The sequence below is a fragment of the Mesorhizobium sp. M1D.F.Ca.ET.231.01.1.1 genome (assembly GCF_003999155.2).
Taxonomy (GTDB): Bacteria; Pseudomonadota; Alphaproteobacteria; order Rhizobiales; family Rhizobiaceae; genus Mesorhizobium.
This window is the reverse complement of record NZ_RZOZ02000005.1, coordinates 137,223-150,438: the sequence shown is the minus strand read 5'-3', so window position 1 is coordinate 150,438 and position 13,216 is coordinate 137,223. Positions and strand designations below refer to the sequence as shown.

14 protein-coding genes are annotated in these 13,216 nt (G+C 64.8%); 3 read left to right on the top strand and 11 right to left on the bottom strand.

What is annotated here, in order from left to right; translation table 11 throughout:
• The 6 genes from pobA to pcaD are packed head-to-tail and all read right to left on the bottom strand — an operon-like array spanning position 1 to position 4,805.
• Complete coding sequence (gene pobA / locus EN874_RS15745) at positions 1–1,173, bottom strand: 4-hydroxybenzoate 3-monooxygenase (RefSeq protein WP_127425566.1); 1,173 nt, start codon at positions 1,171–1,173, stop codon at positions 1–3.
• Positions 1,173–2,225, bottom strand: a complete 1,053-nt coding sequence (locus EN874_RS15740) for a 3-carboxy-cis,cis-muconate cycloisomerase (RefSeq protein ID WP_127425565.1) — start codon at positions 2,223–2,225, stop codon at positions 1,173–1,175. Before EN874_RS15740 ends, pobA begins: the two co-directional genes overlap by 1 nt.
• Before the next feature lie 11 nt (positions 2,226–2,236).
• Positions 2,237–2,851 carry a protocatechuate 3,4-dioxygenase subunit alpha gene (pcaG, locus tag EN874_RS15735; RefSeq protein WP_127425564.1) on the bottom strand — a complete coding sequence of 205 codons (615 nt, stop codon included), beginning with the start codon at positions 2,849–2,851 and terminating at the stop codon, positions 2,237–2,239.
• Positions 2,851–3,603 (bottom strand): protocatechuate 3,4-dioxygenase subunit beta, encoded by a 753-nt coding sequence (pcaH, locus tag EN874_RS15730; RefSeq protein ID WP_127425563.1) that lies wholly within the window; start codon positions 3,601–3,603, stop codon positions 2,851–2,853. Before pcaH ends, pcaG begins: the two co-directional genes overlap by 1 nt.
• Positions 3,596–4,000 (bottom strand): 4-carboxymuconolactone decarboxylase, encoded by a 405-nt coding sequence (gene pcaC, locus EN874_RS15725; protein ID WP_127425562.1) that lies wholly within the window; start codon positions 3,998–4,000, stop codon positions 3,596–3,598. The genes pcaH and pcaC overlap by 8 nt, the downstream gene beginning before the upstream one ends.
• Positions 3,993–4,805, bottom strand: a complete 813-nt coding sequence (pcaD, locus tag EN874_RS15720) for a 3-oxoadipate enol-lactonase (RefSeq protein WP_127425561.1) — start codon at positions 4,803–4,805, stop codon at positions 3,993–3,995. The genes pcaC and pcaD overlap by 8 nt, the downstream gene beginning before the upstream one ends.
• A gap of 125 nt (positions 4,806–4,930) precedes the next feature.
• On the opposite strand from pcaD, the gene EN874_RS15715 reads away from it, so the two are divergent.
• Entirely contained in the window at positions 4,931–6,592 is a 1,662-nt protein-coding gene (locus EN874_RS15715; protein WP_127425560.1) for a sulfatase-like hydrolase/transferase, read from the top strand.
• An 8-nt stretch (positions 6,593–6,600) separates the two neighbouring features.
• Here EN874_RS15715 and EN874_RS15710 read toward each other — a convergent pair whose 3' ends face one another.
• From EN874_RS15710 to EN874_RS15690, 5 genes are all read right to left on the bottom strand, one after another.
• A complete protein-coding gene (locus EN874_RS15710; protein ID WP_127425559.1) occupies positions 6,601–7,455 on the bottom strand; it encodes a sugar phosphate isomerase/epimerase family protein in 855 nt (284 codons plus the stop codon).
• Entirely contained in the window at positions 7,452–8,234 is a 783-nt protein-coding gene (locus EN874_RS15705; RefSeq protein WP_127425558.1) for an ATP-binding cassette domain-containing protein, read from the bottom strand. Before EN874_RS15705 ends, EN874_RS15710 begins: the two co-directional genes overlap by 4 nt.
• Positions 8,231–9,223, bottom strand: a complete 993-nt coding sequence (locus EN874_RS15700; protein WP_127425557.1) for an ABC transporter permease — start codon at positions 9,221–9,223, stop codon at positions 8,231–8,233. Before EN874_RS15700 ends, EN874_RS15705 begins: the two co-directional genes overlap by 4 nt.
• Before the next feature lie 147 nt (positions 9,224–9,370).
• A complete protein-coding gene (locus EN874_RS15695; protein ID WP_210235996.1) occupies positions 9,371–10,306 on the bottom strand; it encodes a substrate-binding domain-containing protein in 936 nt (311 codons plus the stop codon).
• A gap of 127 nt (positions 10,307–10,433) precedes the next feature.
• Entirely contained in the window at positions 10,434–11,507 is a 1,074-nt protein-coding gene (locus EN874_RS15690; RefSeq protein ID WP_127425555.1) for a LacI family DNA-binding transcriptional regulator, read from the bottom strand.
• A 144-nt stretch (positions 11,508–11,651) separates the two neighbouring features.
• Here EN874_RS15690 and EN874_RS15685 point away from each other — a divergent pair, with 144 nt between their 5' ends.
• Positions 11,652–12,683, top strand: a complete 1,032-nt coding sequence (locus EN874_RS15685; RefSeq protein WP_127425814.1) for a hydroxyacid dehydrogenase — start codon at positions 11,652–11,654, stop codon at positions 12,681–12,683.
• A 201-nt stretch (positions 12,684–12,884) separates the two neighbouring features.
• Positions 12,885–13,190 carry a hypothetical protein gene (locus EN874_RS15680; protein ID WP_127425554.1) on the top strand — a complete coding sequence of 102 codons (306 nt, stop codon included), beginning with the start codon at positions 12,885–12,887 and terminating at the stop codon, positions 13,188–13,190.
• Positions 13,191–13,216: the final 26 nt, after the last annotated feature.

Here is a 13,216-nt window from a genome sequence, read left to right as displayed (position 1 = left end):
TCAATAGGGAAGGCCGACGTAGTTCTCCGCCAACGCCGTAGAAGCAGCCTTCGAATGCACAAGATAGTCGAGCTCGGCTTCCTGGATGCGCTGGCCGAACTCGCCGGTTTCGGGAAAGCGGTGCAGGATCGTCGTCATCCACCAGGAGAAGCGCACCGCTTTCCAGACGCGCGCCAACGCCTTGGCTGAGTAAGCATCGAGCTCGGCTTCAGACCCCTCGCGATAGAATTCGCGAAGCCCGGCAAAGAGATAGCGCACGTCGCTGGCAGCGAGGTTGATGCCTTTCGCGCCGGTGGGCGGCACGATATGGGCGGCGTCGCCGACCAGGAACAGCCGGCCGAAACGCATCGGCTCGGCGACGAAGGACCGCAGCGGCGCGATCGACTTTTCGAAGGACGGGCCGATGGTGACGGCAGCAGCGGTCTGCGACGGCAGCCGGCGTCTGAGCTCGTCCCAAAAGCGATCGTCGGACCAGGCCTCGACGCGCTCATCGGCAGAGACCTGCACATAGTAGCGGCTGCGGCGCGGCGAGCGCATCGAGCACAGCGCAAAACCCCGCTCGTGATTGGCGTAGATCAGCTCATGGTCGGCCGGCTGCACCTCCGCCAGCACGCCCAGCCAGCCGAACGGATATTGCCGCTCGAACGTCTTCAGCGCGCCCTCCGGCACCGACCCGCGGCTGACGCCGTGATAGCCGTCGCAGCCGGCGATGAAGTCGCAGTCGACGCGATGCGTGACGCCGTCCTTGTCGTAAGTGACGAAAGGCGATGCGCCGGCAAAATCGTGCAGCGCCACGTTCGAGGCCTCGTAGACGGTGACGAGCCCCGCCCCTTCGCGCTTGTCCATCAAATCATGCGTCACCTCGGTCTGGCCGTAGACGGTGACGTGCTTGCCGCCGGTCAGGCCAGTGAGGTCTATGCGGTGCATACGCCCATCGAAGGCAAGCGAGATGCCTGAATGCGGCAAACCTTCGGTATGGAGTCTGTCCGCGGCGCCTGCCTCGCCAAGCAGATCGACCGTGCCCTGCTCGAGCACGCCGGCGCGCACCCGTCCGAGCACATGCTCGCGGCTCGACCGCTCGAGGATGATGGTCTCGACGCCGATGGTGGCGAGCAACTGGCCGAGCAGCAGGCCTGACGGCCCCGAGCCGACGATGACGACTTTCGTCCGCATCAGTGGCCGAGGCTTTCGATCTGCCCGGCGAGTTCGGCGGCAAGCCTCAGCGCGGCCGCCATCGCCACCACCATCTGCGGCAGCATGAGCCACTCCAGCGTCCAGGCCGCGCCCGAGCGTTCCTGCTCATGCACCAGCGCCTGGTGCATGCCGGCAAGCTGCGTGGCGTTGAAGCGGGCAAGTGCCACCAGCGCCTCGGCTTTCACCGGGTTCTGCTTGTGCGGCATGGCCGACGAGCCGCCTCTGCCCGACAGCTTGATGTCGGTTCCCGCCAGCGCCATCAGCGCGACATCCTGGCCGAACTTGCCGAGGTTGCCGGTGACGAGCGACAGCCAGCCGGCGAATTCGGCCAGCGCGTCGCGCTGGCTATGCCATTGCGGCGCATCACCGAGGCCGAGCTTCGCGGCAAGTGCCGCCCGCACGGCCGGCGCTTTGTCGCCGAGTTTTTCGAGCGTGCCGGCCGCGCCGCCGAACTGGACGACGAGAAGGCGCGCGGACTGTTCCTTCAGCCTGAGTTGGTGGCGCTCGAGCGGCGCCCGCCATGAGGCAATCCGATCTCCAACCGTGATCGGGATTGCCGGCTGCATGCGCGTCATCGCCATCAGCGCCCTGCCCCCGAAATCCTGTTCGAGGCCCGCAAGCCGCACGATGTTTTCGCTGAGCAACAGGCCGATATGGTCGACCGCGCCGCTCAGCCGCAGCACCAGCGAGGTGTCGATCACATCCTGGCTGGTCGCGCCGAAATGCACAAATTCGCTGTGCTGGCCGCCGACCGCCGCCCTGATCTGGCGTACCAGTTCCGGCACCACGACGCCGTCCCTGGCGACCCCTGCTCTCAGCTTGGCTGTGTCGGGCCGGAATGCGGCCATCGCCTTGACGATCGCAGCCTCCGCCTCCCGCGAAACCACGCCGCATTCGGCTTCCGCCTCGGCCAGCACCCTTTCGAAGGCAAGCATCGCGGCGATATCGGCTTCCACGGAAAAATGTCTCGCCGCCTCCTCGTCGCCGAGCAGGCCGGAAAGCAGCGGATGATCGAAAGGCGAAACAGTCATGTCGGCCACGGTCAGCTGTCGAAGAAGACCGTCTCCTTCTCGCCCTGGAGGTGCACATCGAAGATGTAAGTGTCGCCCTGGCGCTCGGCGATCAACGTAGGCACCCGCGCGCGATGCTCGATGCGGGCAAGGATCGGATCCTCGGCATTGGCCTTCTCCTCGTCGGAGAAATAGAGCCGCGTGTTGAGGCCGATATTGATGCCGCGCGCCACGATCCACAGCGTGATATGCGGCGCCATCAGCCGGCCGTCGCGGAGCGGCACGCGTCCGGGCTTGATCGTTTGGAACAGGCAGACGCCCGTTTGCATGTCGGTCGGCTGGCGGCCCCAGCCCAAAAAGTCCGGATCGGCGGTGCCGCGCAATTCGGCGGGCGAATTGTAGAACCCGTCGGCGTCCGCCTGCCAGATCTCGACCAGCGCGTCCTTGAGCGGCGTGCCGGTGCCGTCGAGCACCCGGATACGCAGCTCGATGCGCTCGCCCCTAGTCTGCTTGTTGACCATGGTCGAGCCAAGGTCGTTGTCGTAGACGCCGCCGATGCCGCAGAAATTGGGCGTCAGCCCGATATGGACATAGGGTCCGGCGGTCTGCGAAGGGCTCTCCTTCAGCCGGTCGAGCGACTGCGCCATCAATTGCCCTCCGGCCTGTTCTCGAACAGCGTCGAGCGCCGCCCGCGCAGCACGATGTCGAACTGGTAGGCGAGCGCGTCCATCGGGATCGTCGACCGCATGTCGAGCGCGGCGATCAGCGCTTCGACGGCGGCCTTGTTGGAAATGCCGCCGACGATCGGGCAGCGCCAGATCAGCGGATCGCCTTCAAAATACATCTGCGTGATCAGCCGCTGCGCGAAACCATGGCCGAACACCGAAAAATGGATATGCGCCGGCCGCCAGTCGTTCGGGCCGTTCGGCCAGGGATAGGGCCCGGGCCTGACCGTGCGAAAGGCGTAGCCGCCCTCCTCGCTGGTGATGGTGCGGCCGCAGCCGCCGAAATTCGGATCGAGCGGCGCCAGATAGCCATCCTTCTTGTGACGGTAGCGGCCGCCGGCATTGGCCTGCCAGAACTCGAGCAGCACGCCGGGAACGCCCCTGCCGCGCTCGTCGAGCACGCGTCCGTGGACGATGATGCGCTCGCCGATGGCGCTTTCGCCCGGCCTGGCGAAATTGTGGATCAGGTCGTTGTCGAGCTCACCGAGCAGCGCGTGCCCGAACACCGGGCCGGTGAGTTCCGACAGCGTGTTGTCGAAGGCGACCAGCGCCTTTTGCGGCGAGCGCAGCACCGAGCTTTTGTAAGGAGGCGTGAAGGCCGGCGGATGCCATTGGCGGTCGCGCTGGAAGAAGGCGCCGGTTTCCGCCGTCCGGTTGGAGCGGGACTCAGCCATGGGGGGCTCCGTCCATCTGCGCGAACACCTCCTTGGCGATCTTGAAGGCGCGGTTCGCGGCCGGCACGCCGGCATAGATCGCGACATGCAGGAAGGCCTCGCGGATGTCGTCGCGCGAAGCGCCGGTATTGGCGGTGGCGCGCACATGCATTGCCACCTCCTCGTCATGACCGAGTGCCGCAAGCAGCGCCAGCGTCACAATCGAGCGCTCGCGTTTCGACAGGCCGGGGCGCGCCCACACCGTTCCCCAGGCGGCCTCGGTGATCAGCTGCTGGAACGGCCGGTCGAAATCGGTTGCCGCGTCCACGGCGCGGTCGACATGCTGATCGCCGAGCACGGAGCGACGGACCGCGAGGCCGGTCCGGTAGCGGCTGGTGTTCTTGGGATCGTCATCCATGGGCATGCTTTCCCTCAGGCAACGAGGCGACGAAGTCGCGGATCAATCTGACGAGCGCGTCGGGCTGCTCGATGCAGAGAATGTGTCCGGCGCCGCGGACCACCTCGAAGCGTGCCCCGGGAATGAGATCGGCCAGCGAACGGACGAGATCGGGCGGCGTCGAGCCGTCCTGGTCGCCGACGATGCAGAGCGTCGGCGCCGCGATGCGGCGCGCGCTATCGGTGAAGTCGGCGTCGCGCACCGCAATGCATGTGCCGATATAGCCGGGCAGCGCCTGCCTAGTCAGCATGTTGCGGCAGCCGGCAAGCTCGGCCGCGCGGTTGGCATGGAAATCCGGCGTGAACCACACCTTCATGATGCCGTCGGCGATCGCCTCGATGCCGTCGCGCTCGACCGTGGCGATGCGGCTGTTCCAGCTTTCGTCGGTGCCGATCTTGTGCGCGGTGTCGCTCAATATCAGGGCTTCGACGATCTTTGGCCGGCGGGCATGGAGCCGCTGCGCCACCATGCCGCCGACCGACAGGCCGAAGAGTATCACCTTGTCGAAGCCAAAATGATCGATCAGCGCGCTCAGATCGTCGGCATGGTCGTCGATCGAACGCACGCCGCCGCCGATATCGGAAAGCCCGTGGCCGCGCTTGTCGTAGACGAGCATCGGCATTTCGCCGGCTAGCCGCGCGACGACGTCGTCCCAGATCCGGAAGTCGGTGCCGAGCGAGTTGATGAAGATGATCGGGCGCGAAGTGCCGGTCGCCTCGATCGAGCGACAGTGCAGCGTGACGCCGCCGATGCTGACGAATGGCACGGTTTCGATCCTCCGAAGCCACATTGCACCAGTTGGTGGCTCAAGAAAATGATCTTTGGCCGCGTTTCATTAACCTGGCTGTTCTGGCATTACCGCTCGTCCGAGAGCCATTCCGGCGGATAGCTATGACCTCAAAGCGCAACATCCTTTTCATCATGTGCGACCAGCTGCGGTTCGACTATCTGGGCTGCGCCGGCCACAAAAGCCTGAGGACGCCGAACATCGACCGGCTCGCCGGCCGGGCCGTGCGCTTCACCAACGCCTATGTGCAGTCGACGGTCTGCGGCCCGTCGCGCATGAGCGCCTATACCGGCCGCTATGTCCGCTCGCACGGCTCGACGCATAACGGCGTGCCGCTGAGGGTCGGCGAGCCGACGCTTGGCGATCACCTGCGCGAAGTCGGCGTGCGCTGCGCGCTCATCGGCAAGACGCATATGCGAGCCGACGAGGAAGGCATGGAACGCCTCGGCATCGCCAGGGATTCCATCATCGGCGTGCGTATCGCCGAATGCGGCTTCGAGCCGTTCGAGCGCGACGACGGCCTGCATCCCTCGACCAGCTATGACCCCGATCCGGCCTACGACACCTATCTACGCGAGCATGGCTTCGACGCCGAAAATCCGTGGGAGCATTGGGCGAATTCCGGTGAAGGCGACAATGGCGAGAACTTCAACGGCTGGCTGCTCGTCCATGCCGACAAGCCGGCGCGCATCCCGGAGGAGCATTCCGAAACGCCCTACATGACGCGCCGCGCCATGCGCTTCATCGAGGAGGCGGAAGCCAAGGGCGAGGCCTGGTGCGCGCATCTTTCCTATATCAAGCCGCACTGGCCCTATATCGCGCCCGCGCCTTACCACGACATGTACGGCAAGGCCGATATCCAGCCGCCGATCCGCAGCGAAGCCGAGCGCGCCTCGCCAAATCCGATCTTCGAGGCCTTCCAGCACGAGCGCTATTCGAAGAACTTCTCGCGCGACGAGGTCCGCGAGACGGTCATCCCCTGCTACATGGGCCTGATCAAGCAGATTGACGACCAGCTCGGCCACCTGTTCGACTTCATGGAGAAGCGCGGCCTGTTCGAGAACACGTTGATCGTCTTCACCTCGGACCACGGCGACTATCTCGGCGACCATTGGCTCGGCGAAAAGTATCTGTTCCACGACGTCGCGGCGAAGGTGCCGATGATCGTCTACGATCCGCGCCCGGAGGCCGATGCGACGCGCGGAACCATATCCGACGCACTGGTCGAGATGATCGACCTCGCGCCGACCTTCCTCGACTATTTCGGCGGCAGGGCCAGGCCGCATATCCTCGAGGGCCGCTCGCTGCTGCCGCTCACTGCTGGCGAACAGACAAGTCTGCGCAACTATGCCGTCAGCGAATACGACTACAGCGGCGACGCGGCGCGGCTGAAGCTCGCCATGCCGGTTTCGGACTGCAAGCTCTACATGATCACCGACGGCCGCTTCAAACTCATGCATGGCGAAGGTGTCGAGCCGATGCTCTTCGACCTTCGGAACGATCCCGGCGAATTGCGCGATCTCGGCCGCGAACCGTCGGCGGCCGCCGACATCGAGCGGCTGCGGAAAATGCTGATGCGCTGGCTGGCGCTACCCAACAACCGCATCACTGTCCCCGACGAATGGCTGACCGAAATCGACGACAAGATCGGCCATTTCGACCCGATCGTCGGCTCGGGCGTGCTCATCGGCTACTGGGATGAGGCCGAGCTTGGCGAACAGCAGGAGGCACGCCGCCGCTGGCTGGCAAGTCGCGCCCGAAAGTAAGACTCCCGCTATCCCAGAGTGAGCCCTGCCTTCTTCGCCTCCTCGCGCAGGAACGGCAGGCCCACTTCGATGACGTCGCGCGGGTCTTCCGCCACCGGGCGCCACACGGCGAGCCCGCCGGCAATGTCGACATCGACATGGTTCATGCTTTCGAGCGTGATCGCGCCCTCATAGCCGATGTCGGCGATCGCCTTCATGCAGGCTGCCCAGTTGAGCATGCCGCGCCCCGGCACGCCGCGATTGGCCTCCGACACATGCACATAGCCGAGGAAGGGCGCCGCCGCCTCGAAGCCGGAAGCAAAGCTCTCCTCCTCGATATGCATGTGATAGGTGTCGAGATGGATGAAGATGTTGTCGGCGCCGATGCGCTCGATGATCCGCGCCGCGTCGATGCCGCGGTTGATGAGATGCGTCTCGTAGCGATTGCAAGGCTCGATGCCGAGCTTCAGGCTGCGCGATTTGGCGGATTTCGCGGCGCGTTCGAGGAAGCGGCAGATGCCGTCGATCTCCCTCTGCGTCGGCGCCCTGCCTGTGGTCTTACCGATCGTTCCGTAGGTGACGCCGCCGAGCGCCTCGCTTCCCACCTCATTGCACACCTTGAAGGCCGGCTGCAGGAAGTCGAGCGCTTCATCGGGCCGTTCGACGACATCGAGCGCGCGCGGCAAGCCGAGCGAGGGGATGAGTTGCACGCCATAGTGGTTGGCGAAACCGCGCGCACGCTTGGTGTCGATCTCCTCGGGTCTGAGCAGCGGGATTTCCATCAGGCCGATGCCGAGCTCCTTCAGCCGGTCCATCTGCGGCTCGATGCGGGCGAGGTCCCAGACCGGGGCGATGGCGAAAGTGTGCAGTCCAAAGGTGTTCATGTCAGGCCTCGTTGCTCGTGGGCCGCCGCTGCGGCCGTATCGCCGCCGCCGACGATGCGGCTGACGACTTCGTTCATGTTGGTCCTGGCGGTAACGAGATCGGCATCCGCCCTGCCGTGGCGCAGCACGACGATGCGGTCGGTGACCGACAGCACGTCGTTCAGCCGGTGCGAGATCAAAATGACCGCGATGCCTTCCGACTTCAGCCGCCGGATCAGGTCAAGCACGCTTTGCACCTCGCGCACGGCGAGCGCCGCCGTCGGCTCGTCCATGATGACGAGCTTCGGGTTGAAGGTGAGCGCGCGCGCAATCGCCACCGTCTGCTGCTGGCCGCCGGAGAACGAGCCGACGGACCGGTTGATCGACGGCAGATGCGCGCCGAGCCGCTCGACCATCCGCGCCGCCTGGCGGTCCATCTCGGCTTTGTCAACGAAACCCGGGAACAGGCCGAACAGCCTTTTCGTCGGCTCGCGGCCGAGGAAGATGTTGGAGGCCACGTCCTGCTGCTTGGCCAGCGAAAGATCCTGGTAGATCATCTCGATGCCGAGCCGCCGGCGCTGACCGGGGTCGAGGGCAAGGATGTCCTTGCCGTCGAACTCGATCGAGCCGGTGTCGGCGCGATAGATGCCGGTGATGGTCTTCATCAGCGTCGACTTGCCGGCGCCGTTGTCGCCGACCAGCCCGACCACCTCGCCAGCCGCGACCGACAGGTCGACGCCATGCAGCACATCGACCGCGCCAAAACTCTTGCGGATGCCGTGGAGCGAAAGGAGCGTCATACGCGCGACTCCTTCCGCACCTGGTACTGATCGATGAAGACCGCGAGGATCAGCACCGCGCCGATCGCCATCTGCTGGTAGTAGGACTGCACGGCAAGCAGCGTCAGCCCGTTCTGCAGGACGCCCATTATCAGCGCGCCGATCATCGTGCCGAGGATCGAAGCGCGACCGCCGAACAGATTGGTGCCGCCGATGATCGCCGCCGTGATCGCGGTAAGCTCGTAGTTGATGCCGGCCGTCGGGTCGCCGGCGTTGACGCGGGCGGTGAAGAGCAGGCCGGCGAGGCCGGCCAGTGCGCCGGAGAGCGTGTAGATGATGCGGCGGTGATGCTCGACGCGGATGCCGGCCGCGCGGGCAGCACCCTCACTATCCCCCAGCGCCAGCGTGTGGCGACCGAAGCGCGTGTAGGCGAGCACCGCATGCGCAATGATCGCAGTGAGCACGAAGATGAAGACCGGCATCGGAATGCCGAGCGGCCTCCCTTGCCCGATATAGACGATCTCGGCCGGCAGGCCGTAGATCGCCCTGCCCTGCGAGATGACGAGCGCCAGCCCGCGCGCCAGGCCAAGCATGCCGAGCGTGACGATGAAGGCCGGCACGAAGGCGCGGGTGACGAGCTGCCCGTTGATGTAACCGGCGATACTTCCAGCCAGAATGCAGGCGAGCACCGCGAACACCGACGGCCAGCCGAGATTGACGGCAACGAACGCGCCCGCCACGCCGGATAGGCCCATGACCGAACCGAGCGACAGATCGAGCCCGCCCGAGCCGATGACAAAGGTGGCGGCGATCGCCAGCACGCCGATCGTCGATGTCGCCAACAGGATGTTGAGGAAATTGCTGAGCGACAGAAAGAAGGGCGACAGCAGCGCCATCGCCGCGCTCAGCAGCACAAGCACCAGCAGCGACTCCAGCCTGATGTGGAGTCTCTCGACGGATGCGCGCTGCACCCGAGCCCAAAACCCGGGCTGCGCCGTTTCGGAAGCCATGTTTTTCACCCTTCGGGTAGGGGAGTAGGGGGAGTAAGTCAGTAGGGGAGTAGGGGGAAAGCAAGGTGGCAGGGGCCAGATCGGAGAAGTGCAAACCCGTCGCCCACCTACCCCCTTACTCCCTTACTCCCTTACTCCCCTCCTTCCTCACTTCACATATTGCAGCATCGGTTCCTTGCCGGCGTCGAGCATTTCCTTGGTCAGCACCAGGGTGGGCACGGCGATGCTTTCCTCGACCTTCTCGCCGGCGAGCGCCTTCTTGACGTTCTCCACCGCCTGCTTGCCGACGAGATAGGGAAGCTGCGCGACGGAAGCGTTGAGGCGGCCTTCCTTGATCGACTTCACCGCATCGACATTGCCGTCGACGCCGATCATCGTCACCTGCTGGCCCTTGCCCGCCGCGTAGACCGATTCCACGGCGCCCAGCGCCATAGTGTCATTGGCGCAAAAGATGGCGACGAGATCGGGATGCGCGGTCAGCGTGTCGGTAGCGATCGAGGCCGCCTTGCCGCGATCCCAGTCGCCGGGCAGCGAAGCCACAATCTCCAGCCCCGGCGCCAGTTCCTTGAGCTTGTCGGCGAAGCCCTTGGCGCGCTTCTGGCCGGTGATGTTGCCCGACAGGCCTTCGATCACCAGCACCGGACCCTTGGCGTCCTTGCCGAGCTTGGAAACGAGATATTCGGCCCCTTGCGCGCCGGCCGCGACATTGTCGGAGCCGATATGGAAGGTCACCTTGACGCCCTCCTTGTCGAGCACGGCCTGGTCGAGATTGTTGTCGAGGTCGACGATCTTGATGCCGGCGTCCTGCGCCGACTTCAGGCAGGGCAAAAGGTTGGTCGAGTTGATCGCGGCGGTGATCATCGCCACCGGCTTGCGCTCCAGCATCGTGTTGCAGAGGTTGAGCTGCGGCTCGGCCGCCTGGTCGCTTTCGGCCGCCTGCTGGAAATACTTCACGCCGGCTTCCTTGGCGCCGTCCGCGACGCCCTGGGCCATCGCACCCCAGAACGGATTGGCCAGCGTCTTCATCAGCACGCCGTATTCGCCGTCCTCGGCTTTGGCCGCGCCGATGGCCGATATCGCCATAGCGATGCCCAAGGCCATCGTAAATCGATTTATCTTTGGAACGAATGCTACCATGTCTTCCTCCCTGTTGATGTCAGCGCCACGAGCCAAAGCCAGGTGTGGCGCCACTCAGTTTCGACAATGGGGGCTATTGTCGGTCTCCTCCCCCGGAATGCGGGACGCTGCCTGGCGAGCCAACGGATTCCCGCATCAACACCTTGCAAGGCTCGAGCCGCGCTCTTGGCGGGCCGTCCTCGCCTTCGATCCTGCGAAACAAGACCTCCATCGCGTTGCCGGCGATCTCGCGGACCGGCTGCACCACGGCGGCGATCGCCGGCCACGTCACCTGCATCCATTCGGCGTCGTCGAAGCCGATCAGCGAGATGTCGTTCGGGCAATGCCAGCCGCGCCGCCGGAACTCCGACAGCGCCACCAGCGTACCCTTGAGGAAGAGCGAATAAACCGCCGTCGGCCGGTCGTTCCCGGCTTCCCGCTTGCTGAAATAGTCGCGAAGCAGCGTCCGCAATGGCTCGACGTCGCTTTCGCAGAGCACGACGTCGATGCGGATGTCCGGCGCAAGCTCAAGCGCAGTTTTGCGGAACCCCTCGAGGCGGGCGCGTACCGTCGCCGCCTGCTGGCCGAGGCCGACGACAAGGACGTGGCGATGGCCGTGCCCGACGAGCGCGCGCGCCACTTCAGCGCTTGCCGCGGCGCTATCGGCCGAAACCGTGTCGAAAGCATCGTCGGCAAGCACGCGGTCGATCAGCACGCCCGTCATCCCGTTCGCCTTCATGAAACCGGCCGCGGGTCCGTGCTCGTTGCGCACCGGCGCCAGCACGACGCCGGCGACGCGCCAGTCATGCATGCGGGCGAGGATCTCCTTTTCGCGCGCTTCCGATTCACGGCTGGAGGCGGCGACGAGCGTGTAGCCGCGCTGCTCGGCGAGGCCTTCGAGCTCGCTCACCATCTGGCCGAAGAACTCGCTTTCGAATTCCGGCATGATGGCGCCGATGATGCGGCGCCTGGCCCGCCGCATGTCGGAAGCGAGCGGGTCGACGCGGTAGCCCAGAAGCTCGACGGCGTCGAGGACGCGCTGCGCGTTTTCCGGCTTCACCGTGGTGACGCCGGCAAGCACCTTGGAGACGGTCGCGGCGGACACGCCGGCATGGCTTGCCACGTCGTGGATCGACGGGCGCCGCTGCTGGGTTTCCTGTTGCGCCATCAATTTTCTCCCGAAGGCAAGCGGCCGCCCGCCTTCTTATCAATGTAATCGATAAATCGATTTTTCGCTGTTGTAAATCGTTTCATCCGGAGTAAAAACGCAGATGTGATTGACGCGATCCAATCGCGCCGGGAGAAAAAAATGATGTCCGACAAGGCCTTGCCGCTGGTCATCAGCGCACCCGAACCGCGCACGCTCGACCTGATCTTCACGCCGGCGCAGTTGACGCTGTTTCGCAGCAAATATCGCATAGTCGAGACAACGCCCGAAGGCGTCGCGGAGTTGCCGTCGGATGTGCTTGCCGACGCGCGCTACATCGTCGGCCAGCCGCCGATCGCTCCGCAGACGCTGCAAAAGATGACGGCGCTGCGCTGCATCTTCAATGTCGAGACCAATCTCATCAACAACATGCCCTATGAGACGCTGTTTGCCCGCGGCATCCATGTCGTCACCACCGGCCTGGTCTTTGCCGAGCCGGTCGCCGAACTCGGGCTCGCCATGGCGCTCAACCTGGCGCGCGGCATCGTCGATGCCGACCTCGCCTTCCGGCAAGGCAAGGAACTCTGGGGCGGCGACGGCAACCAGAGCGCACGTCTGCTTTCCGGTTCCGATGTCGGCATCATCGGCTTCGGCGATCTCGGCCGCGCGCTCAATCGCCTGCTGACCGGCTTTCGCACCCGCACCCGGGTCTTCGATCCGTGGCTGCCGCCTTCCGTGCTGGTGGAGCATGGCGTCGAGCCGGCCTCGCTCGACACGGTGCTGTCGCAAAGCGATTTCGTCTTCGTCGTCGCCTCGGTGACCAGCGAGAACCAGGGTTTTCTCGGCGCCGACGCCTTCGCGAAAATGCGCAAAAGGGCAGCCTTCATCCTGCTCAGCCGCGCCGGCGTCGTCGATTTCCCGGCCTTGATGGAGGCCGTGCGAAGCGGCCATATCGTTGCCGCAAGCGACGTGTTTCCGGAAGAGCCGCTGGCGAAAAAGCATCCGGTGCGCGCCCTCCCCGGCTTTCTGCGCTCGGCCCACCGCGCCGGCGCGCTCGACGTCGCCTTCAAGCGCATGGGCGACATGGTGCTGGAAGACATGGACCTTGTCGATCGCGGCCTGCCGCCGATGCGCTCCAAGCGCGCCGAACGCGAGACCGTTTCCCGGATGCGCTCCAAGCCGGTCGACAGGAACTGAGGACTTAGAGACGAAGGCGGCAAATCCCCTAACAATTGGCTCGGGCATTTTTCGCCGCAGTACGGGAAAATCATGCAAGGTTTCCAGTCCCCTGCGGCAATATTTTCGCGTGGATCAGCGAAAACCCGGAACTTTCATCCAAACCTTCCGTTGGTTTCCGATCGTTGCTTCGACGATCGAAAGCAACAGGAGGATTATATCGTGAACATCAAGATGATCTGCTTCGGCGCCATGGCGCTTTCGATGATCGCCGGCTCGGCTCTCGCCGCCGGCCAGACCGGTACGTCGGCACTCGACGATCCGGCCAAGATGCAGCCCTTCTATACCGACTCCAGCATGAAGACGATGGTCAGCAAGGACGCCTTCACAAAGGCGTGGAAGGCACTTTCGCCCGAGGATCAAACGGCGATGATGACCGCGTGTGCGGATGAGGCCAAGAACGCCAACGCAGCCAACTCTCATCCGGAGTTCTGCAGCAGCGTCAAGGAGAACGGCGGCAGCAAGTAGGCGGTCGGCGCAACCATACGTAAGAC

Coding starts and splice junctions, on each gene's coding strand:
- EN874_RS15715 (WP_127425560.1), top strand. CDS start 4,931: ATGACCTCAAAGCGCAACATCCTTTTCATCATGTGCGACCAGCTGCGG.
- pcaH (WP_127425563.1), bottom strand. CDS start 3,603: ATGGCTGAGTCCCGCTCCAACCGGACGGCGGAAACCGGCGCCTTCTTC.
- EN874_RS15695 (WP_210235996.1), bottom strand. CDS start 10,306: ATGGCGATATCGGCCATCGGCGCGGCCAAAGCCGAGGACGGCGAATAC.
- pobA (WP_127425566.1), bottom strand. CDS start 1,173: ATGCGGACGAAAGTCGTCATCGTCGGCTCGGGGCCGTCAGGCCTGCTG.
- EN874_RS15685 (WP_127425814.1), top strand. CDS start 11,652: ATGTCCGACAAGGCCTTGCCGCTGGTCATCAGCGCACCCGAACCGCGC.
- EN874_RS15740 (WP_127425565.1), bottom strand. CDS start 2,225: ATGACTGTTTCGCCTTTCGATCATCCGCTGCTTTCCGGCCTGCTCGGC.
- EN874_RS15705 (WP_127425558.1), bottom strand. CDS start 8,234: ATGACGCTCCTTTCGCTCCACGGCATCCGCAAGAGTTTTGGCGCGGTC.
- pcaG (WP_127425564.1), bottom strand. CDS start 2,851: ATGGCGCAGTCGCTCGACCGGCTGAAGGAGAGCCCTTCGCAGACCGCC.
- EN874_RS15690 (WP_127425555.1), bottom strand. CDS start 11,507: ATGGCGCAACAGGAAACCCAGCAGCGGCGCCCGTCGATCCACGACGTG.
- EN874_RS15710 (WP_127425559.1), bottom strand. CDS start 7,455: ATGAACACCTTTGGACTGCACACTTTCGCCATCGCCCCGGTCTGGGAC.
- pcaC (WP_127425562.1), bottom strand. CDS start 4,000: ATGGATGACGATCCCAAGAACACCAGCCGCTACCGGACCGGCCTCGCG.
- EN874_RS15700 (WP_127425557.1), bottom strand. CDS start 9,223: ATGGCTTCCGAAACGGCGCAGCCCGGGTTTTGGGCTCGGGTGCAGCGC.